This is a genomic window from Streptomyces sp. NPDC028711, from assembly GCF_055565415.1.
In genome coordinates this window covers 35,766-55,251 of sequence record NZ_JBVHUJ010000006.1, presented here as the reverse complement: position 1 = coordinate 55,251, position 19,486 = coordinate 35,766, and the positions used below count along the sequence as shown (strand labels likewise).

Genomic DNA, 19,486 nt, shown 5'->3' with positions numbered 1-19,486 from the left:
CCGGCCGTCATCGGCCGGGGCCCTTCGCGTGTCTCCGTCAGCCGACCCAGCAGCGGGTGACCGTGCCGTCCTCGACCTCGAAGTTGATGCGTCCGACGAGGTACTCCATCGTGATGATCGAGCCGGGCGGCAGGGACCTGACCGTGCTCCAGCCCCTTGTCCTCGCGAGCTGTGCGGCGCCTTCCGCGTCGAGGCCCACATAGGACTCGGGGCTGTCGCGGGGCGGTTCGGGAGTGCGCGATGTGGGTGCCATGTGCCTCACGTTAGTCCCTCCGCGGTCACGCTTGTGTCACAAGTCGCCGACATCTGTTTGCCATGATCACCGTCACCCGGAGAGACGGTTTCCGGCCGTTTCTCCAGTAATTCCGCGAGACCGCGGGCAGTTCGCACGAAGGGGCCGGAAGCGGGAACGGAAGGGCCGTCAGGAAAGGCCTCATTCCCTCTTCCCCCGCATCCGCCCCGAATTGCGTCGGCGACGCGCACGCGAGCCGCTCACTCTTCCCTTACACAATGCTTACGCTGTCCGGACGCCCGGAGACGCGGAGCCGGGACGACGGCGAGGCGGAGGCAGGATGGGCATCGGGACAGTGACCGCGACCGCCGAATCGGCCCGGCAGCGGCACGGCCGCGTGCTGATCGACTGGATGACCACGACCGACCACAAGAAGATCGGCCACCTCTATCTGGGGACCTCGTTCGTCTTCTTCCTGATCGCCGGGCTCATGGCCATGCTGATGCGGGCCGAGCTGGCCAGGCCGGGGCTCCAGATCGTCTCGAACCAGGAGTTCAACCAGGCCTTCACCCTGCACGGCACGATCATGCTGCTGCTCTTCGCGACCCCCACCTTCGCCGGCTTCGCCAACGAGCTGGTGCCGCTCCAGATCGGCGCGCCCGACGTCGCCTTCCCGCGGCTGAACATGCTCTCGTACTGGATGTTCCTGCTCGGCGGCCTGATGGTCCTCGGTTCGCTGCTCGTGCCCAGCGGGCCGCCGGCCTTCGGCTGGACCGCGTACACACCGCTGAGCGGCCTCGAACGCTCCCCCGGCATCGGCGCCGACCTGTGGATCACCGGGCTCGCCCTCTCCGGCTTCGGCACGATCCTCACCTCGGTGAACTTCCTGGCGACGATCATCGGGATGCGGGCGCCCGGCATGACCATGTTCCGCATGCCGATCTTCACCTGGAACGTGCTGTTCACCGCGGTCCTGGTGCTGATGGCCTTCCCGGTCCTCGCCGCCGCGCTGCTCGTCCTGGAGTCGGACCGGCGCCTCGGCTCCGTGGTCTTCCAGGCCGAGAACGGGGGCGCGCTGCTCTGGCAGCACCTCTTCTGGTTCTTCGGCCATCCCGAGGTCTACATCATCGCGCTGCCGTTCTTCGGGATCGTCAGCGAGATCATCCCCGTCTTCGCCCGGAAGCCGATCTTCGGGTACACGACGCTGATCGGCGCCACCATGGCGATCACCGGCCTCTCGGTGGTCGTCTGGGCCCACCACATGTTCGCGACCGGCGCGGTGCTGCTGCCGTTCTTCTCGATGCTCTCGTTCCTCATCGCGGTGCCCACCGGGGTGAAGTTCTTCAACTGGACCGGAACGATGCTGCGGGGCTCGCTCTCCTTCGAGACCCCGATGCTGTGGTCCGTCGGCTTCCTGGTGTCGTTCCTCTTCGGCGGTCTCACCGGGGTGATCCTGGCCTCGCCGCCGATGGACTTCCACGTCACCGACTCGTACTTCGTGGTGGCCCACTTCCACTACACGGTGTTCGGCACGGTCGTCTTCGCGACCTTCGCCGGCTTCTCCTTCTGGTGGCCGAAGTTCACCGGCCGGATGCTCGACGAGCGGCTCGGGAAGATCCACTTCTGGACCCTCTTCACCGGCTTCCACCTGACGTTCCTCGTGCAGCACTGGCTCGGCGCGGAAGGGATGCCCCGGCGGTACGCCGACTATCTGGACGCGGACGGCTTCACCGCCCTCAACACCGCGTCCACGATCGGCGCCTTTCTGCTCGGCGCGTCCACACTGCCGTTCCTCTACAACGTGTGGCGGACATGGCGGTACGGGGCGAAGGTCGACGTGGACGACCCGTGGGGGTTCGGGCGCTCCCTGGAGTGGGCGACCTCCTGCCCGCCGCCCCGGCACAACTTCACGAGCGTGCCCAAGATCCGCTCGGAGGCCCCGGCCTTCGACCTGCACCACCCGGAGTTCGTGGAGTACGAACGGCTGCGGCTCACGAGTCCGCCGCCGGAGCGCCGGCCCGGCGGTCGAGAGCGCGGGACAACAGGTCCCTGAGCGTCCGCACCCGGTCGACCAGCTCCGGCGGGTCGAGCACCTCGAACTCGAAGCCGATCATCGACACGTGGATGGCCATCACGTCGAGGCTGTGGGCGCCGGTCCGCAGCAGACAGGCGTTCTCGCCGTCCGCCGTCAGGACTCCGGCGGCGGCGCCGACGGCCTCGGCGGCCTCGGCGAGCGGCACGTGCAGCCGGATCGTCGCCTCGGTCGCGTACGCGCCGGTGGACACGCCCTTCGCCACATAGGCCGCCAGGTCCTCGGCGGGCGGCTCGCGGGGCGTGAAGCGGGGGCCGTGCGGCGGCGTGGGTGTGATCCGGTCGGCCCGGAAGGTGCGCCAGCCGGCCCGGTCCACGTCCCAGGCGACCAGGTACCAGCGCCGCTCGCTGCACACGAGCCGGTGCGGCTCGACGGTCCTGCGGGTGGCCGTCCCGCCGTGGTCGCGGTACTCGAAGCGCAGCCGTTCGGTGTCGCGGCAGGCGTTGGCGAGCTCGGTGAGCACGGCCGGGTCGATCCGCTCGCGCGGGGTGCGGAGCATCGGCACGGTGAAGGCGTTCAGGGCGCTCACCCGGCGCCGCAGCCGCCCCGGCAGCACCTGTTCCAGCTTGGCCAGGGCGCGTACGGAGCTCTCACCGATGCCCTCGACGCCCTGCCCGGCGGCGGCGCGCAGGCCGACCGCGACCGCGACGGCCTCCTCGTCGTCGAGGAGCAGCGGCGGCAGCTCGGCCCCCGCGCCCAGCTGGTATCCGCCGCCGGTCCCGGGGCTGGCGTTGACGGGGTAGCCGAGCCCGCGCAGCCGGTCGACGTCCCGCCGTACGGTGCGGGGCGTGACCCCGAGCCGCTCGGCGAGGTCGGCGCCGGACCACTCGCGATGGGCCTGGAGCAACGAGAGCAGACGCAAGAGCCGTGCGGAGGTCTCCACCATGCCGCCGAGTCTGCCAGCCCTTGCGGACACCTTCTGTCCGCAGGGGTCACCGCTCGTCAGCGGAAGCGGCGGACCAGCCGGCCCACCTTCGCCTTCAGGGTGTAGACCGCGTCGACGGCGCGGCCGACCTCCCGGTGGAGCGATGCCTTCCCCGGGGAGTGGGTGCGCCGGCCGGCGCCCCGTTCGACGAGCTCCGTCCAGAGCGCCTCGTGCCGGGCGGCGATCCGGGCCGGGTCGAAGCGCTCGGAGGCGGCGAGCGCCGCCCGCGCCGTCTTGGCGCGCAGTTCCTCGTCCTCGACGAGCCGGCGCAGCGCCCGCGCGAACGCGGCGACGTCGTCGACCGGCACGAGGAGCCCGTCGACCCCGTCCTCGATGATCTCGCGCGGCCCGTGCGGGCAGTCGGTGGAGACGACCGGGAGTCCACAGCGCATCGCCTCGACGATGCTCATGCCGAAGGACTCGCGCTGCGAGGTGACGGCGGCGATCGAGCCCTTGGCCCACGCCGGTTCCATCGGGGTCACGGAGCCCATGAGGAAGGCCTGCCCGCCGAGGCCCCGGTCCTTGATCTGCCGCGCGAGGGCTCCCTTGACGTTCTGGACCGCGTCGCCCGCGCCGTAGATCCGCAGCTTCCAGTCGGGGTGGTCGGCGGCCACCTCGGCGAAGGCGTCGATCAGCAGGTCGTACCGCTTGACGCGGGTCAGCCGGCCCGCCGCGACGACGGTCTTCGCCGCGGGGTCGGCGGGCGGCACGGAGGGCGCGGGCACGCTGTTGGGCACGGCCTCGATCCGTACGCCGGGCAGGCCGAGGCGTCGGTAGGTGCGGGCGTCCGCCTCGGTGACGGTCGTGACGGCGTCGAGCAGCGGGTACTCGTGGCCGATGTCCCGGCGCAGCCGGAAGCTGTGGCCGTCCAGGATCAGGTGCTCCTGCCCGACGAGGACCGGTCCCCGCCTGGCCTGCCGGGCCAGGTGGACGTTGAGCCCGGGGCGGGTGCCGACGAGGACGTCGGCCTCGACGCCGCGCAGGTGCTCTCCGATCCGGGCGTCGGTGAGCGCGCTGTACTGCTTCCAGCGTCCGTCGCCGCGCGGAAAGACCTCGGCGGGCATGTGGTAGTCGGGGTGGTCGCCGTCGTACCCGGGGCTGTCCTCGCGCAGGTCGACGAGGTGGCGCAGGGTCACCCCGGAGGGCAGGCCGAGGCGCGGACGGTCGCGGTGGCGGAACACGGAGACGATCTCGACCTCGTGGCGTTCCGCCAGTTCCTCGGCGAGGGTGAAGGTCGTCTGGATCGTGCCGCCGTAGTGGTAGCCGTTGTGGAGCAGAAAGGAGATACGCATCGCGCTGCCGGTTCCCCCCGGTCAGTTGATCGGTCGCCCGACTGTACTGCCGGTGACGGGCCGCCGTTCACGGGCGCGGCCCGGCGGGGGTCACGGGCGGTAGCCGAGCTGGGGCACGGTCGCGCAGTTCTCCGTCATCTCGCCCTGGCTCACCCAGCCCCGGCCGTCCTGCCAACGGGCCACGGACAGGCAGGTGTTCCGTGTCGCGGGCGGCCGCGCCAGGTGTTCGTAGCGGACGGGGAGCAGCAGTCCACGGGCGGTGTACGGCTCCGGGCGGTTCATGAACGCCTCCACACACGCCCGGGTGAGTCCGGCTCCGGCGAGGCAGGAGCGGGCCGCGTCGGTGAACCACATCGCCGCCGCCCATCCCTCCAGCTGCCACTGGGACAACGGCCGCCCTCCCATGGCCGCGCGGAACTCGCGGACCGCCGGGTGTCCGGTGTCCTGGTGGTTGCGGCTGGCGCCGGTCACCCACAGGGCGTCCCGGCAGCCGGGGGCGCGGGCGTAGTCGCGGGCGACGGACGAGGACCAGTTCTGTACGTTCGTGACCTTGGCGGCGACCCGTACCCCGAGGGTCTCCATCGCCTCGCAGAGGCGCACGTTGCCGTGGGTGTCCATGGCGTCGAAGAGGACGTCGACGTGCTGGGCGCGCAGATCGGCGGCGACCGCGCGGAAGTTGGGCAGGGCGAAGTCCACCTGTTCCTCGACGACCCGGTAGCCCTCGGCGCGCAGCCCCCGGGTGACGAGCCGGGCGTACGCGGCGGACGCGGCCTGGTTGTAGGAGACGACGGCGGCGGTGCGGGCGCCCCGCTCCTTCGCGAACCAGCGGTAGACCTCGGTCCCGCCGTACAGGACCCCGCCCCAGCCGGGTTCGCGGCCGGTGCGCGGGGCGGAGCTGCCGTAGATCCCGTAGAGGTGCGGATACGTGTCGTACGCGGGGGTGAGCGGCTGGCCGCCGATGTCGGGGACGCCGGCGCGGGCGACGAGCGGGGCGCCCGCGTAGTCGAGGGCGGTGGTGGCGACGAGGGCGAAGACCCGGCGTTCGTCGACGAGCCGGTGCACGCAGGCGTTGTTGCCGACGCCGCTGCCGCCGTCGTCGCAGGTCTCCACCTCGATGCGGCGCCCGTCGAGGCCGCCGCGGGCGTTGAGGGCGGCGAACCAGGCGCGGGCGCCGTCGCGGGGCCCGGTGAGCGCCTGCCCGCCGACCGGGCTGGTGGCGCTGGTGATGATCCCGACGCGGAGCGGCTCACCGCCGGAGGGGTGCGCGGTGGGCCGCGTCCCGAAGGCGCGCTCGGGGAGCCGGCTGCCGCAGGCCGCGAGGAGGAGGAGTGCGAGCGCCAGGAGCAGCGCCGCTCCCGCCTCAGCAGCCCTGGACGGTGACACCGCTCAGCTCGACCAAGCCGCACAGGGTCTTCACGGAGACCTTCCAGGTGTCGTCCTGGAGCACGGAGGTGCCCTGCGCGCCGGGCAGGGCCGGGGTTCCGCCGACCACCAGGTCGTAGGTCACGTTGGCCCCGGTGGCTGAGGTGAACTCGACGCCCGTGACCTTCGCCGAGGTCATGGCCGCGTTCTTGTCACCGGCGAAGGCCCCGAGGACTCCCCGCATCCGCTCCCCGTCCTCCAGGAGCTTCACCTTCTCGCCCTCGGGGGTCTTCGGGTTGAAGAACGCCGTCCAGTTCCTGGTGATCTCCGCCTCGGCCGCGGCGGGGTCGTCGGGCTCGTCGGCGCCCGGGGGCTCGGCCGTCATCCCGGGCGGTGCCGAGGTGTCCATCTCCTCGGAGCGGCCCTCGCCGTCGTCGGCGCAGCTCGCGAGGGCGGGTGTCAGGACGAGGACGGCGGCGGCCGCGAGAGCCGCCAGCCGGGGACGTCTGCCGGGTCGTTCGAAAACCATCTGGCTCACCACCGGGTGTCCCTCGGGGCCGTATGGCCGGATGCTTCCAGAGTGGGGCGGATCGGAGCACAGTGCAAGATCAGGGGCATAGTGCAGTATCGGGGGCATCGCGCAAGGAAGAGGCGAGGGAGGCTCCGTGCCGACATCCCGGATCCTGCTGTGGAGCGGCCTCGCGGCGGCCGTCGGGGGCGCGGTCCTGTGCGTGCTCGGCTGGTACGGGATCTCCGGCGAGCGGTTCGCGGAGCGGCAGCTGCCCTATCTGGCCTCGTGCACGGTGCCGGGGGCGGCGCTGATCGTGGCGGGAGCGGTGCTCGTCGTCGCCGCGTACGCCCTTCCCGTACGCCCTCCCGAACCGCGCGGGGCGGAGGAACCTCCCCCGGAGCCCCCGGCCCCCTCCTCCGACGGCCCGCCGCTCCGCGTCCCGGGCGGGACCCTCGCGCACCGGCCGGACTGCCCGCTCGTCGCGGGCCGGGCGACGGCCGTGGAGGCGGCGGACGACCCGTCCCTGAAGCCCTGTCCGGTGTGTGAGCCGTGGCCTCCCTGACGTACGAGCTGACGCTCGCCGGCCTCGCGGTCGGCAGCGCGGCCGCGCTCACCGGGATCGGCCTGATCGTCACCCACCGGACGACCGGCGTGCTGAACCTGGCGCACGGCGCCGTGGCCATGATCTGCGCGTACGTGCTGCGCCAGCTGGTGGTCGAGGGCAGCTGGCCGCTGCTCCCCGCCGCCCTCCTCACCCTCCTGGTGGTCGCCCCCGGCATCGGTCTCGTCCTGGACCGCGCGGTGTTCCGGCCCCTCGCCCGGCGCGGGGCGAACCCGGCGCAGTCGCTCGTGGCCTCCGTCGGCGTCTTCGTGCTGCTCATCGGCGCGGCGGTGCTGCTCTGGGGCCCGGGGGCGCGGGACGACGCGCCGGTCCTCCTCGGCGACGACCCGTGGGCGCAGCTCGGGGCGGTGGTGGCGCTCGCCTGCCTGGTGGGGGCGGTGACCCGGTGGACCCGGTTCGGACGGGAACTGCGGGCCGTCGTCGACAACCGGCCGCTCGCGGTGCTCTCCGGGATCGACGCGGACCGGGTCGCGGCGGCCGGCTGGGCGTTCGGCTCGTTCACCGCCGGCCTCACCGGCGTCCTGCTCGCCCCGTACGTACGGCTCGACCCGTACGGGATGCCGCTGCTCGTCATCGAGGTGATCGCGGTCGCGGTCATCGCCCGGATGCGGTCGCTGCCGGTCGCGGTGGCGGCCGCGCTCGTCATCGGCGTGGCCCAGGCCCAGCTGACCCGGCTGCACCCGGAGGGCTGGGCGGGCCCGCTGCTGCAGGCCCTCGGGGCGAACCTGTTCGTGGTGGCGCTCCTGGCCGCGGCGCTCGTCCTGCCGGGGATCGGCGGCAAGGGCGTGGACGCGCTGCCGCCGCCGGTGCGCTCCGGGCGGGTGCCGGGAGGAGTGTGGGTCGTCGTCGGCGTCCTGTTCCTCCTCCCGCTCGGCTTCGCCGGCTCGGACCTGCGCACGGCCATCCAGGTGCCGGCGCTGTCGGTGATCCTGCTGTCCCTCGTCGTGGTCGCGGGGCGGGGAGGCCAGATCGCCCTTGGACAGGCGGCGTACGCGGGCCTGGGCGCCCTGTTCACGGCGCTCCTGACGGCACGCGGGGTCCCCGGTCTGGTGGCGCTCGGCCTCGCGGTGCCGCTGGTGGCCGTCGTGGGCCTGCTGACCGGCCGCCCCGCGATCCGGCGGCACGGCCTCGCGCTGGCGCTCGTGACCCTGGCGACCGGGGTGGCGGTGAGCCGCTTCGTCCTCACCCAGCCGTACGCGACGGCCGGCCTCTCCCTCGACCGCCCGGCGGGCTTCTCCGACGACCGCGCCTTCTACGCCCTCGAACTCCTCGTCCTCGCGGGCTCCCTGGGCCTGGTGGCGGCGCTCCGCCGGGGCCGCACGGGCCGCGCGCTCGCCGCGCTGCGGGACCACGAGCCGGGCGCGGAGGCGGCGGGCGTCGCCGTACCCCGCCTCAAGCTCCTCGCCTTCGTCCTGGGCGCGGCCCTCGCGGCCCTCGGCGGCGGCCTCCTCGGCATGGGCCTGCGCGCCTTCGACCCGGAGGCGTACGACCCGGTGCGCGGCCTGCTCTGGTGCGCGGCGGTCCTGGTCCTCGGCGCCGACAGCCTCCTCACCCCGATGGCCGCGGCCGCCCTCCTGACCACCCTGGACGCGGGCCCCGCCGCAGGCACGGCGGCAGCCCTCCTGGGCCTTCTGACCACCCTCACGGGCCGCATCCCACCCCTGACGAACCTGCTGCCACAGGGGAGACGGCCGGGCGCCGAGGGGCCGAGGAGAACCCGACCGACCACGCCTGGCCCAGCAGAGCCCAGGGCAAGCCTGCCGACTACGCCGGGCCCAGCGGGGCCGAGGACGCGCCGCCCGGTCCGGACGGGCGCCGGTCCTCCCGCCCGCCCGCCGTCGGCCGCCGACGGCGCCGAGCCCCCCACGGGAGAACCCGCACCTCTGTCGACAAGTGGGACGGGGGCTCACCGGCCCGCACCCATCCCGGCCCTCCACGCCCACCACCTCACCCTCACCTACCCCGGAGGGGTCACCGCTCTCGACGACGTCACCCTCACCCTCGCCCCCTCCCGCATCACCGCCCTCATCGGCCCCAACGGCGCGGGCAAGTCCACCCTCTTCGACTGTCTCGCCGGCACCCTCCGCCCCCGTCGCGGGCGGATCACGCTCGGTGGAACCGACATCACCTCACGCTCCGCCCACGTCAGGACCCGCCTCGGCATCGCCAGGACCTTCCAGCGGCTCGCCGTCTTCCCCTCCCTCACCGTCGAGGAGAACGTCCGCCTCGGCGAGGAGCAGGGCCATGTCCGGAACGACCCCGCCGCCGTCGAGCGCGGTCTGCGGCTGCTCGGGCTCGCCGGGCCCGTACGGCACGAGACGGCGGCGGAGCTGCCCACCGGGACGCTGCGCCGGGTCGAGCTGGCCCGCGCGCTCGCCGGGCAGCCTCACACGCTGCTGCTCGACGAGCCCGCCGCCGGTCTGGACGCCGCCGAGACGGCCGCGCTGGCCCGGATCCTCGCCGCGCTCGCCGCCGACGGCCTGACGGTCCTGGTCGTCGAGCACGACCTGGACCTCGTCGCCGGGATCGCCGACACGGTGCACACCATGGAAGGCGGCCGGATCGTGTCATGAGCGTCGAGATCGCCCTGCGCGCCGCCCGGGTCCGCTACGGCCCCCTGGAGGCCCTGCACGGCCTCGACCTGCCCGTGCCGGCCGGTACGGTCACCGTCCTCCTGGGCCGTAACGGCTCGGGACGTACGACGGCCCTGCGCGCCCTCGCGGGCACGGTGCGCCTCTCCGTGGGCCGGGTCGTGTGGCGCGGCACCGACGTGACCCGGCTGCCGGCCCACGACCGGGCGCGCCGGGGGCTGTGCTTCGTACCGGATCTGGAGGCGGTGTACGCGCACCTCACCGTCGCCGAGAACCTCGCACTGGCCGCACCCGGGACCGGGACCGGACGCGGGACCCCTCCCCCGTACCCCGAACTCGTCCCGCTCCTGTCCCGGACCGCCGGCACCCTCTCCGGCGGCGAGCGCCGCATGCTGGCCCTCTCCCGCGCCCTCCTCGCGGCACCCGCGCGCGTGCTGCTGGTCGACGAGCCGTCGCTCGGCCTGGCCGCGCCGGTCGCGGCCCGCACGTACCGGAGGCTCGCGGGCCTCGCCCTGGAGGGCGGGGCCGCGGTGGTCCTGGCCGAGCAGCGCGTACCGGACGGGCTGCCGCCCGGCTCCCTGGTGCACGAGCTGCGCCGCGGCTCCCTCGCGTTCAGCGGGGAGGCGGCCGAGCGCGCAGGACCGGCCGCGCCCACCTGAGGAGCACCGCACCGAGCGCGCCCGACCGGCCGCGCCCGGCTGAGGAGCGCCTCAGAGCGGGTGGAACCGCAGCATGGTCCCGACGACGATCCGGTTCGGGTCGGCCCCGATCAGGCCTCGGTTCGCCGCGTACAGCGCCTGCCAGCCGCCCTTGACGCCGAAGCGGCGGGCGATGGAGCTGAGCGTGTCGCCGGGCTGGACGGTGTGGACGCGGCCGCTCAGGCCGTACCGCTTGGAGCAGACCGGCCAGGCCCCCCAGCCCTGGGTGCGGAGGACCTCCTCCGCGACGGAGATCTGCTGCGGGCGGGTCGCCAGGTCGGCGCGCGGGGCGTACTTCAGGCCGCCGTGCTCGACCCAGGTCGGCTGCCAGAACTGGAGCCCGCCGTAGAAGCCGTTCCCGGTGTTGATGTGCCAGCGGCCGCTGCTCTCGCACTCGGCGACGCAGCCCCACGGCCACTGGTCCTTCGCGCAGGCGTACGCGGGCACGGCGGCGGCCGCGCGCAGCCCGTCGGACACGTCCCGCAGCACGGCGGACGCGTCCCGGGCCCCCACCGGCACGTCCCGCGCCGAGGCGGGCGCCGGAGCGAGGGTCAGCAGCGCGGCGGCGGACGCCGCAACGAGGGAACCGGTCGTCCAAAATCGGATCTTCGACATCGAGGCAGGCTAGGCAGCCCCCGGCACCCCCGGTCCGTGCCGCGCGGAACACTGTTCACACCCCACCCGGTCGGAGTCACCGGCCCCGCCGCACGAGCCGGTGGCAACTTGCCTCGCTTCCGCGCGTGACCCCGGCGGAGCCTGACCCGTTGAACTCGGCATGAGACGACCGGGAACGGCCCGGCGTCCGCCCGTACCGAGTCCAGGGAGCCCCCCGTGCCGCGCATGCTCGACGTCAGCGAGGACGTACGCGCCGAGATCGGCGACGAAGAAGCGGACCGGCTGGTCGCCGGCGACAACGCCCCGGGCAGCTACGACTGCACCTCCTGCCGCACGCCGGGCGACTCCGAGCAGGAGCGCACCAGCACGGTGCTGTTCGTCGGCGAGGAGACCGCCGTCCTCGCGTTCGCCCACGCCAGCTGCATCCCCTCGCAGGTCGTCCGGGTCGCGGAGGAGCAGCTCCAGGGCGCCGTCGCCTCGATCACCGCGTCGGACGCCGCCGACGCGCTCTCCGCCGCCCACCCGGAGCAGGCCGTGCTCGGCGTCACCAGCGGTCTCGTCCTGATCGAGGGCGAGCTGCACCCGGCGCTCGTCGTGGAGCCGACCGCCCCGGTCGCCCGGCCGGGTTCCGACGGTCTCACCGACGAGTTCCTCCCGCTCCTGACCGAGCAGGGGTTCCAGCAGGTCATGAACCTGAACGAGCGTCCGGCCGCGCTGCCGGGCTGGTCGGTCCTGGTCGCCATGGGCCAGCTGCACTCCGTCCTCCAGCCCGGCCCCGACGGCACCGGTCAGGCCGCCTGGTGGCAGGCGCACCAGCCGCTCCAGGTCACCGAGGGCTGGCGCGCCGCGGCCAACAAGTCGCACACGGTGCTGGTCTTCGCGGCCCCGGTCGGCTCGATCGGTCAGCAGCCGCGTGAGGACCTGCTGCGCGACGCGCTGGAGAAGGCCGCGGCGAACGGGCGCCTGGTCGCCGCCGCGATGCCGCTGGCCGGTACCTGATGGACGACTCCCGGCCGGGCATAGGGTGGGCGCGGGTGACCGGCGTACCGACGGGATCCGCCGGTCCCGCGGGGCCGGGGGCCCCGACCGTGCCGCGTCCCCGGCGGGCCGCCCATTCGGAGAGCCGCCCGCATCCGACGGGCGGCGGGGTCGTTGGCACCTACGTGCACCCATACGACCCCCTCCCCCAGCCGTATCCGAGTCAGATCCCTTCGATGCGCCCCGCGCAGGACGTCACGGCGGGCTCTTCGCCCACGCCGATCTACGACGCCCTGTACTCGGAGTACCGCAGGTCGTTCCGCACGCTGCCGGGTGACCGCAGCGGCGAGGAGGAACTGACCTTCCGGGCCTTCGGTACGGCGGTGAGCACGGGCGTCTACGGACACGGGCAGGGACACCGCTACGCGACGGCGTATCCGACGGCGTGGTCGGCGCAGCACCCCCCGACGCAGACGCAGGCGGCGCTGCCGCCGGGACCCCGCAGGGGCATCTAGGCGGTACGGGGGGACACGGCTGAGGGCCGGAGCTGAATGCTCCGGCCCTCAGCCGTGTGTCACCTCGCGGGTGCTACTTCTTGCGGCCGCGCTTCTCGCGCACCCGCACCGAGATGTGGATCGGCGTGCCCTCGAAGCCGAACTCCTCACGGAGACGGCGCTCGATGAAGCGCCGGTAGCCGGCCTCCAGGAAGCCCGAGGCGAAGAGCACGAACCGGGGCGGCTTGGTGCCCGCCTGCGTACCGAAGAGGATGCGGGGCTGCTTGCCGCCGCGGATCGGGTGCGGGTGGGCGGCGACGATCTCACCGAGGAAGGCGTTGAGCCGGCCGGTGGGGACGCGGGTCTCCCAGCCGGCGAGGGCGGTCTCGATGGCCGGGACCAGCTTCTCCATGTGGCGGCCGGTCTTGGCGGAGACGTTGACCCGGGGCGCCCAGGCGACCTGCTGCATCTCGGTCTCGATCTCGCGCTCGAGGTAGTAGCGGCGCTCCTCGTCGAGCTCGTCCCACTTGTTGTAGGCGATGACGATGGCGCGGCCGGACTCGACCGCCATCGTGATGATGCGCTGGTCCTGCACCGAGATGTTGTCGGTGGTGTCGATGAGGATGACGGCCACCTCGGCCTTCTCGACGGCGGCGGCCGTCCGCAGGGAGGCGTAGTAGTCGGCGCCCTCCTGGAGGTGGACCTTCTTGCGGATACCGGCGGTGTCGACGAACTTCCACGTCACGCCGCCGAGCTCGATCAGCTCGTCGACCGGGTCGCGGGTGGTGCCGGCCAGCTCGTTGACGACGACGCGGTCCTCGTTCGCCACCTTGTTGAGCAGGGAGGACTTGCCGACGTTCGGGCGGCCGATGAGGGCGATGCGGCGCGGGCCGCCCACCACGTTGCCGAAGCGCTGCTCGGGGGCCTCGGGCAGCTTCCTCAGGACCTCGTCGAGGAGGTCGCCGGTGCCGCGGCCGTGCAGCGAGGAGACGGGGAACGGCTCGCCGAGGCCCAGGGACCAGAGCGTGGCGGCGTCGGCCTCGCCGGACTGGCCGTCGACCTTGTTGGCGGCGAGGACGACCGGCTTCCCCGCGCGGCGGAGCAGCTTGACGACGGCCTCGTCGGTGTCGGTGGCGCCGACGGTGGCGTCCACGACGAAGAGGCAGGCGTCGGCGGCCTCGATGGCGTACTCGGCCTGGGCGGCGACGGAGGCGTCGATGCCGAGGACGTCCTGCTCCCAGCCGCCGGTGTCGACGACCTTGAAGCGGCGCCCGGCCCATTCGGCCTCGTAGGTGACGCGGTCGCGGGTGACACCCGGCTTGTCCTCGACGACGGCCTCACGGCGGCCGATGATGCGGTTCACCAGGGTCGACTTGCCGACGTTCGGGCGGCCGACGACGGCGAGGACGGGGAGCGGGCCGTGGCCGGCCTCCTCGATCGCGCCCTCGACCTCTTCGACGTCGAAGCCCTCTTCCGAGGCGAGCTCCATGAACTCCGCGTACTCGGCGTCGCCAAGTGCTCCGTGGTCGTGCTGGTCGTTCATGAAGTCCGTTCCTTGATCATTCGTGGTCGGTGGGTCCCCGGGCCGCGGGGCCCACTACTGAAAGTCTCGCTCAACGCCCGGTGAGGCGCCTGGCGTTTTCCAGGTGGTCGGTGAGCTTCCCCTGGATCCGTACGGTGGCCTCGTCGAGGGCCTTGCGGGTGCGGCGGCCGGAGCCGTCGCCCGCCTCGAAGGCGTCGCCGAAGACGACGTCGACGCGGCCGCGCAGCGGAGGCAGTGCCTTGACCAACCGTCCCCGGCGCTCGGTGCTTCCCAGGACGGCGACCGGGACGATGGGCGCGCCGCTGCGGACGGCGAAGTACGCCAGGCCCGCGCGGAGCGAGGCGAAGTCGCCGTCGCCTCGGGTGCCCTCGGGGAAGATCCCGAGCACGCCGCCCTGCTCCAGGACGCCCAGGGCGTTGCCTATCGCGTTCCGGTCGGTGCTCTCGCGGTCGACCTTCACCTGCCCGATGCCCTCCAGGAAGGGCCCGAGGGGCCCGACGAACGCTTCCTTCTTGATGAGGAAGTGCACGGGGCGCGGGGCGGTGCCCATGAGCATGGGGCCGTCGATGTTGTGCGCGTGGTTGACGGCGAGGATGGCGGGGCCGGAGGCCGGCATCCGCCAGGCGCCGAGGACGCGCGGCTTCCAGAAGCCGTACATCAGCCCGATGCCGATGCGTCGGCCGACGGCGGCGCCCTTCTCGGAGGGCAGGGTCACTTGGCGCCCGCCCGCTTCTCCTCCACGAGGGTGACGACGCACTCGATGACCTGGTCGAGGGTCAGCTCGGTGGTGTCGACCTCGACGGCGTCGTCGGCCTTGGCCAGCGGGGAGGTCTTACGGCTGGAGTCCGCCGCGTCCCGCTTGATCAGGGCCTCCTGCGTCGCGCGCACGTCGACGCCCTTGAGCTCGCCGGAGCGGCGGGCGGCGCGGGCCTCGGGCGAGGCGGTGAGGAAGATCTTCAGGTCGGCGTCGGGGAGGACGGTGGTGCCGATGTCCCGGCCCTCGACGACGATGCCCTGCCCGGCGCCCTTGGCGATGGTCCGCTGGAGATCGGTGATGAGCGCCCGCACCTCGGGGACGGCGCTGACGGCGCTGACCCTGGAGGTGACCTCCTCCGTACGGATGGGGCCCGCGGCGTCCGCTCCGTCGACGGTGATGGTGGGCCGGCCCGGGTCCGTGCCGGAGACGATGACCGGCTTGGAGGCGGCGTTGGCGACGGCCTCGGCGTCGGTCACGTCCACGCCGTTGCTGATCATCCACCAGGTGATCGCCCGGTACTGGGCGCCGGTGTCGAGGTAGCTCAGCCCCAGCTTGGCGGCGACCGCCTTGGAGGTGCTGGACTTGCCCGTGCCGGAGGGCCCGTCAATGGCGACGATCACGGATTCCACGGTGGGAACACCTTCCTGGGTGAGTGGCGGGACCCGGCGGAGATGCGGGGGGCCACCACAAGGTTACCGAGTCCCCGGCACCCATTCGGCCCAGCGCCCCAAAGCCCCAGGTCTGCGGGCCCCGCCCACCCCGGTACGGCCCCCGGGAACCACCCACCACCGCACCTCACGCGGCGACACCCGCCCCGCTGTCCCCGCCACCCCCCCCGTGTGGGCAATCGTCCCGCTGGGGCGGGACGGGTGGGCACACGGGACGGCGCCCTTCGGCGGGCGCCTCCGCCCCTTGTGCCTGGACCCGCACCGACTGTGCGCCGCACACCGGGTGCGGGTTCGGGCGCGGAAGCCTGGGCCCGGCAAGGGGCGCCGTCCGTTGTGCCCACCCGTTCCGCCCCAGCGGAACGATTGCCCACAACGTTGTGGGCACCGCCCCAGCGGAACAGATGCCCACAACGAGGGTGGGCGAGGGCACCGCCCCGCTGGGGGTCAGCTCGTGCGGAGGGACCAGCCTCGTTCCTGGAGGGCCGCGCCCAGTACCGGCGCCGCCGACGGTTCCACCATCAGCTGGACCAGGCCCGCCTGCTGCCCCGTCGCGTGCTCTATGCGGACGTCCTCGATGTTGACCCCCGCCCGGCCCGCGTCGGCGAAGATGCGGGCGAGCTCGCCCGGCCGGTCGCTGATGAGGACGGCGACGGTCTCGTACACCGTGGGCGCCGCCCCGTGCTTGCCGGGGACGCGGGACCGCCCCGCGTTGCCTCGCCGCAGCACGTCCTCGACGCCCGAGGCCCCGTCCCGGCGCTTGTCCTCGTCGGCGGACTGCAGGGAGCGCAGCGCGCGGACGGTCTCGTCGAGGTCGGCGGCGACGCCGGAGAGGACGTCGGCGACGGGCCCGGGGTTGGCGGAGAGGATCTCGACCCACATGCGCGGATCGGAGGCGGCGATCCGGGTGACGTCCCGGATGCCCTGCCCACAGAGGCGTACGGCGGACTCGTCGGCCTCCTCCAGGCGCGCGGCGACCATCGACGACACGAGTTGCGGGGTGTGGGAGACCAGGGCGACCGCCCGGTCGTGGGCGTCGGCGTCCATGACGACGGGCACGGCCCGGCAGAGGGCGACGAGCTCGAGCGCGAGGTTCAGGACCTCGGTGTCGGTGTCCCGCGTGGGCGTGAGGACCCAGGGGCGCCCCTCGAAGAGGTCGGCGGTCGCCGCGAGCGGGCCGGAGCGTTCCTTGCCGGACATCGGGTGCGTACCGATGTACGCGGTGAGGTCGAGGCCCAGTGCCTCCAGCTCCCGCTTGGGGCCGCCCTTGACGCTGGCCACGTCGAGGTAGCCGCGGGCGAGCCCGGCGGTCATGGCCTCGGCGAGGGTGGCGGCCACGTGGGCCGGGGGGACGGCGATGATCGCGAGGTCGACGGGTCCCTCGGGCGCCTCGTCGGTGCCCGCGCCGAGCGCGGCGGCCGTGTGGGCGCGCTCCGGGTCGTGGTCGCGCAGGTGGACGGTGACGCCCCGGCCCGCGAGGGCGATCGCGGCGGAGGTGCCGATCAGTCCGGTTCCGATGACGAGCGCTGTTCTCACTGGGCGATGTCCTTGCGGAGGGCGGCCGCGGCGCCGAGGTAGACGTGCGCGATGCGGGACTTGGGCAGATCGGTCTCGACGTGGGCGAGGAGCCGGACGACCCTCGGCATCGCGCCTTCGATGTCGAGCTCCTGGGCGCAGATCAGGGGGACGTCGACGATCCCTGTGCCCCGGGCCGCCGCGGCGGGGAAGTCGCTGTGGAGGTCGGGCGTGGCCGTGAACCAGATGCTGATGAGGTCGTCGGCGGTGAGGTCGTTGCGCGCGAGGACGGCGGTGAGCAGTTCCTCGACCTGCTCGCGCATGTGTCCGGCCTCGTCCCGCTCCAGCTGGACGGCTCCTCGGACCGCTCGTACCGCCACGTCGTGCTCCTTCGCCTGCGTCAGTGCTCCGTTCAGCCTAGTCAGCGGCGGGGGGCGCTTGTCGACGGCGCCCGCCCTCCGAGACGGAGTGCGGGCGGTCCGACACTGCCGAGGTCGTGTCCCGCCATGGTCCTGCCTTCCGTCCGGTTCGAGACAGGCTCAATGTCACTCGATCCAGGGTGTTCCGCCACTCGGCGTACGGGCCCGGCCGGGACCGCCGTGCGGGGGAGCCGGGCGCCGGGTCCAGGCGTGTTGCGGGACCCGGGTGCGCCGCGCGGCCAAGCTGGCGGCATGACTTCACGCGCCACCCCCCGCCGTACCGTCCTGATCGCCGCCGCGGCCCTGACGACGGGCTGCGGCTCGGACGGCGGGGGTGACGGCGGTACGAGGACCGACGCCCCGGCCACGCCGAGCGCTCCGCCCGGCACGTCCGCCTCGGCGGCGTCCCCCTCCCCCGCTTCCCCCTCGGCCGGCGCCCGCCTGGCCGGCACCGCCGAGATCCCGGTCGGCGGGGGCACGGTCTTCGCGGAGGAGAAGGTCGTCGTCACGCAGCCGACGGCCGGGGAGTTCAAGGCCTTCTCCGCGATCTGCACCCATCAGGGCTGCACGGTGAACAAGGTCGCGGACGGCACCATCAACTGCCCCTGCCACGGTTCCAAGTTCCGTATCGCCGACGGCTCGGTGGCGAACGGGCCCGCCACCCGCCCGCTGCCGGCCGAGCAGATCACCGTATCCGGGGACACGATCACTCTCGCGTAGCCTGACCCGCATGACTCCGGACGACCTGGTGCGCGAACACACGATCTACTCCTGTGTCATGGGCTCGCGTGCCTTCGGACTCGCGACCGACGACAGTGACACGGACGTCCGGGGCGTCTATCTCGCCCCGACGCCGCTGTTCTGGCACTTCGAGAAGCCCCCCGCGCATGTGGAGGGGCCCGGCGAGGAGCAGTTCAGCTGGGAGCTGGAACGATTCTGCGAGCTGGCCCTGCGCAACAACCCGAACGTCCTGGAGTGCCTCCACTCCCCCCTGGTCGAGCACGCCGACGAGCTCGGCCGTGAACTGCTCTCGCTGCGCGGGGCCTTCCTCTCCCGGCAGGCCCATCAGACCTTCGTCCGGTACGCCGGAGGCCAGCGCCGCAAGCTCGACGCGGACGTGCGCCAGTACGGCCATCCGCGCTGGAAACACGCCATGCATCTGCTGCGGCTGCTGACCAGCTGCCGCGACCTGCTGCGCACGGGCGAGCTCAGGATCGACGTCGGCGAGGAGCGCGAACGTCTCCTCGCGGTCAAGCGCGGCGAGGTCTCCTGGCCGGAGGTCGAGTCCTGGATGGACCGCCTCCAGGAGGAGGCGGACCGCGCCCATGACACGACCCCGCTCCCGGCCGTGCCGGACCACGCGCGCGTGCAGGACTTCCTGATCCGCGCGCGCCGCGCCTCGGCGGCGGACGCGCTCTAACAGCTCTTCGACCGCGCCCGTACGACGAGGTCGTGCAGCAGGTCGTGGGCGCGGACCGCCGCCTCCCGGAGACCGGACGCGGCCTGGGCCTCGTCGAGGACCCCGTGCAGCGCCTCCGTCTCGGCCCGTACGACCTCGACCGGCACGTCCGCGGGCCCATGCTCCGCCGCCGCCTTCGCCGCGACGAGGTCGGGCAGCCGTGCGGGCGCCTCGGCCACCTCCCCGACCAGGGTCGGCAGATGGGCCTGCACCTCGCCCGAACGCATCAGGTGGATGCCGGTGAGCAGCGCCCGGTAGGTGTAGAGCAGCGGCTTGAGCTCCCCGCTGCTCTCGAAGAGCCGCCACTGCGTCCCGGCGAAGCCCCGGTAGTGGTGGGCGTGGTGGGAGGTGAGCACCTCGGGCACGAGGGAGATCAGCTCCGCGTGCGTCTCCGTGGTGTGCGCGACGAGCGGGGAGGTGAGCTGCTCCAGGACGTAGCCGTTGCGGCGGAGCATCAGCCGGGCGAACTTCCGCAGGTCGTGGGTGACGAGGTCCATCTCGACGCCGTCCCTGCCCCACATCCTGCTGCGCGTCTCCTCCGGCTCGCGGAGGCCTATGAGGGCCTCCACGGGCAGCAGGTGCGCACCGCGCAGGTCCACGTCCGAGTCACGGGACGGGAAGCCGTACAGGTGCGCGCCGGTAACGGTCGCGAAGAGCAGGGGGTCGGGCTGCTCCGCCACGACGGCGGAAAGGTCCAGGTCCAGGGAGAGCGTCAT

Annotated in this window: 20 protein-coding genes; 8 read left to right on the top strand and 12 right to left on the bottom strand. The window is 73.4% G+C overall.

Going from position 1 to position 19,486, the window contains the following annotated elements; genetic code table 11:
- Positions 1–37: 37 nt before the first annotated feature.
- A complete protein-coding gene (locus ACZ4VK_RS20085) occupies positions 38–253 on the bottom strand; it encodes an I78 family peptidase inhibitor (protein WP_468353718.1) in 216 nt (71 codons plus the stop codon).
- A gap of 319 nt (positions 254–572) precedes the next feature.
- Between ACZ4VK_RS20085 and ctaD the strand changes: the two genes are divergently transcribed.
- Positions 573–2,285 (top strand): aa3-type cytochrome oxidase subunit I, encoded by a 1,713-nt coding sequence (gene ctaD / locus ACZ4VK_RS20080; protein ID WP_468353717.1) that lies wholly within the window; start codon positions 573–575, stop codon positions 2,283–2,285.
- Here the strand turns inward: ctaD and ACZ4VK_RS20075 are convergent.
- The 4 genes from ACZ4VK_RS20075 to ACZ4VK_RS20060 form a co-directional block, all read right to left on the bottom strand.
- The gene (locus ACZ4VK_RS20075) at positions 2,224–3,210 is read right to left on the bottom strand and encodes a helix-turn-helix transcriptional regulator (RefSeq protein WP_468353716.1); all 987 of its coding nucleotides are present in this window, start codon (positions 3,208–3,210) and stop codon (positions 2,224–2,226) included. The two genes, ctaD and ACZ4VK_RS20075, sit on opposite strands and share 62 nt — an antisense overlap.
- Positions 3,211–3,266: 56 nt before the next feature.
- Complete coding sequence (locus ACZ4VK_RS20070; protein ID WP_468353715.1) at positions 3,267–4,541, bottom strand: glycosyltransferase family 4 protein; 1,275 nt, start codon at positions 4,539–4,541, stop codon at positions 3,267–3,269.
- A 90-nt stretch (positions 4,542–4,631) separates the two neighbouring features.
- A complete protein-coding gene (locus ACZ4VK_RS20065) occupies positions 4,632–5,924 on the bottom strand; it encodes an ABC transporter substrate-binding protein (protein WP_468353714.1) in 1,293 nt (430 codons plus the stop codon).
- Positions 5,902–6,432, bottom strand: a complete 531-nt coding sequence (locus tag ACZ4VK_RS20060; protein WP_468353713.1) for an MTB12 C-terminal domain-containing protein — start codon at positions 6,430–6,432, stop codon at positions 5,902–5,904. The genes ACZ4VK_RS20065 and ACZ4VK_RS20060 overlap by 23 nt, the downstream gene beginning before the upstream one ends.
- A 136-nt stretch (positions 6,433–6,568) precedes the next feature.
- On the opposite strand from ACZ4VK_RS20060, the gene ACZ4VK_RS20055 reads away from it, so the two are divergent.
- From ACZ4VK_RS20055 to ACZ4VK_RS20045, 3 genes are read left to right on the top strand one after another with little or no spacing between them, the layout of a single operon-like run.
- On the top strand, positions 6,569–6,976 hold the full coding sequence (locus ACZ4VK_RS20055; RefSeq protein WP_468353712.1) for a hypothetical protein: 408 nt from the start codon (positions 6,569–6,571) through the stop codon (positions 6,974–6,976).
- Positions 6,964–9,609 (top strand): ABC transporter permease subunit, encoded by a 2,646-nt coding sequence (locus ACZ4VK_RS20050; RefSeq protein WP_468353711.1) that lies wholly within the window; start codon positions 6,964–6,966, stop codon positions 9,607–9,609. The genes ACZ4VK_RS20055 and ACZ4VK_RS20050 overlap by 13 nt, the downstream gene beginning before the upstream one ends.
- A complete protein-coding gene (locus ACZ4VK_RS20045; protein ID WP_468353710.1) occupies positions 9,606–10,286 on the top strand; it encodes an ATP-binding cassette domain-containing protein in 681 nt (226 codons plus the stop codon). The genes ACZ4VK_RS20050 and ACZ4VK_RS20045 overlap by 4 nt, the downstream gene beginning before the upstream one ends.
- A gap of 51 nt (positions 10,287–10,337) precedes the next feature.
- Here ACZ4VK_RS20045 and ACZ4VK_RS20040 read toward each other — a convergent pair whose 3' ends face one another.
- Positions 10,338–10,940 (bottom strand): LysM peptidoglycan-binding domain-containing protein, encoded by a 603-nt coding sequence (locus ACZ4VK_RS20040; RefSeq protein WP_468353709.1) that lies wholly within the window; start codon positions 10,938–10,940, stop codon positions 10,338–10,340.
- A gap of 216 nt (positions 10,941–11,156) precedes the next feature.
- On the opposite strand from ACZ4VK_RS20040, the gene ACZ4VK_RS20035 reads away from it, so the two are divergent.
- Both ACZ4VK_RS20035 and ACZ4VK_RS20030 read left to right on the top strand, forming a co-directional pair.
- Entirely contained in the window at positions 11,157–11,939 is a 783-nt protein-coding gene (locus ACZ4VK_RS20035) for a hypothetical protein (protein WP_468353708.1), read from the top strand.
- A 164-nt stretch (positions 11,940–12,103) separates the two neighbouring features.
- Entirely contained in the window at positions 12,104–12,433 is a 330-nt protein-coding gene (locus ACZ4VK_RS20030) for a hypothetical protein (RefSeq protein WP_468353707.1), read from the top strand.
- 73 nt (positions 12,434–12,506) lie between these two features.
- On the opposite strand, the gene der is transcribed toward ACZ4VK_RS20030, so the two are convergent.
- The 5 genes from der to aroH all read right to left on the bottom strand — a co-directional run bounded on the left by der (position 12,507) and on the right by aroH (position 17,272).
- On the bottom strand, positions 12,507–13,955 hold the full coding sequence (gene der / locus ACZ4VK_RS20025; protein WP_468353706.1) for a ribosome biogenesis GTPase Der: 1,449 nt from the start codon (positions 13,953–13,955) through the stop codon (positions 12,507–12,509).
- A 70-nt stretch (positions 13,956–14,025) separates the two neighbouring features.
- Positions 14,026–14,712, bottom strand: coding sequence for a lysophospholipid acyltransferase family protein (locus ACZ4VK_RS20020; protein ID WP_468353705.1), 687 nt, complete (start codon positions 14,710–14,712; stop codon positions 14,026–14,028).
- Complete coding sequence (cmk, locus tag ACZ4VK_RS20015; RefSeq protein ID WP_468353704.1) at positions 14,667–15,341, bottom strand: (d)CMP kinase; 675 nt, start codon at positions 15,339–15,341, stop codon at positions 14,667–14,669. Before cmk ends, ACZ4VK_RS20020 begins: the two co-directional genes overlap by 46 nt.
- A 483-nt stretch (positions 15,342–15,824) precedes the next feature.
- Entirely contained in the window at positions 15,825–16,913 is a 1,089-nt protein-coding gene (locus ACZ4VK_RS20010; RefSeq protein ID WP_468353703.1) for a prephenate dehydrogenase, read from the bottom strand.
- Positions 16,910–17,272, bottom strand: a complete 363-nt coding sequence (gene aroH, locus ACZ4VK_RS20005; protein WP_468353702.1) for a chorismate mutase — start codon at positions 17,270–17,272, stop codon at positions 16,910–16,912. The genes ACZ4VK_RS20010 and aroH overlap by 4 nt, the downstream gene beginning before the upstream one ends.
- A 291-nt stretch (positions 17,273–17,563) precedes the next feature.
- Between aroH and ACZ4VK_RS20000 the strand changes: the two genes are divergently transcribed.
- Together ACZ4VK_RS20000 and ACZ4VK_RS19995 are read left to right on the top strand one after the other, a co-directional pair.
- Entirely contained in the window at positions 17,564–18,031 is a 468-nt protein-coding gene (locus ACZ4VK_RS20000; RefSeq protein ID WP_468353701.1) for a Rieske (2Fe-2S) protein, read from the top strand.
- Positions 18,032–18,041: 10 nt separating this feature from the next.
- A complete protein-coding gene (locus tag ACZ4VK_RS19995; RefSeq protein WP_468353700.1) occupies positions 18,042–18,731 on the top strand; it encodes a nucleotidyltransferase domain-containing protein in 690 nt (229 codons plus the stop codon).
- On the opposite strand, the gene ACZ4VK_RS19990 is transcribed toward ACZ4VK_RS19995, so the two are convergent.
- Entirely contained in the window at positions 18,728–19,486 is a 759-nt protein-coding gene (locus ACZ4VK_RS19990) for a nucleotidyltransferase domain-containing protein (protein ID WP_468353699.1), read from the bottom strand. The two genes, ACZ4VK_RS19995 and ACZ4VK_RS19990, sit on opposite strands and share 4 nt — an antisense overlap.

Excerpts from the sequence above, each read along its gene's own strand:
- ACZ4VK_RS20085 (WP_468353718.1), bottom strand. The coding sequence starts at position 253 with ATGGCACCCACATCGCGCACTCCCGAACCGCCCCGCGACAGCCCCGAG.
- ctaD (WP_468353717.1), top strand. The coding sequence starts at position 573 with ATGGGCATCGGGACAGTGACCGCGACCGCCGAATCGGCCCGGCAGCGG.
- ACZ4VK_RS20075 (WP_468353716.1), bottom strand. The coding sequence starts at position 3,210 with ATGGTGGAGACCTCCGCACGGCTCTTGCGTCTGCTCTCGTTGCTCCAG.
- ACZ4VK_RS20070 (WP_468353715.1), bottom strand. The coding sequence starts at position 4,541 with ATGCGTATCTCCTTTCTGCTCCACAACGGCTACCACTACGGCGGCACG.
- ACZ4VK_RS20060 (WP_468353713.1), bottom strand. The coding sequence starts at position 6,432 with ATGGTTTTCGAACGACCCGGCAGACGTCCCCGGCTGGCGGCTCTCGCG.
- ACZ4VK_RS20045 (WP_468353710.1), top strand. The coding sequence starts at position 9,606 with ATGAGCGTCGAGATCGCCCTGCGCGCCGCCCGGGTCCGCTACGGCCCC.
- ACZ4VK_RS20040 (WP_468353709.1), bottom strand. The coding sequence starts at position 10,940 with ATGTCGAAGATCCGATTTTGGACGACCGGTTCCCTCGTTGCGGCGTCC.
- der (WP_468353706.1), bottom strand. The coding sequence starts at position 13,955 with ATGAACGACCAGCACGACCACGGAGCACTTGGCGACGCCGAGTACGCG.
- ACZ4VK_RS20000 (WP_468353701.1), top strand. The coding sequence starts at position 17,564 with ATGACTTCACGCGCCACCCCCCGCCGTACCGTCCTGATCGCCGCCGCG.
- ACZ4VK_RS19995 (WP_468353700.1), top strand. The coding sequence starts at position 18,042 with ATGACTCCGGACGACCTGGTGCGCGAACACACGATCTACTCCTGTGTC.
- ACZ4VK_RS19990 (WP_468353699.1), bottom strand. The coding sequence starts at position 19,486 with ATGACGCTCTCCCTGGACCTGGACCTTTCCGCCGTCGTGGCGGAGCAG.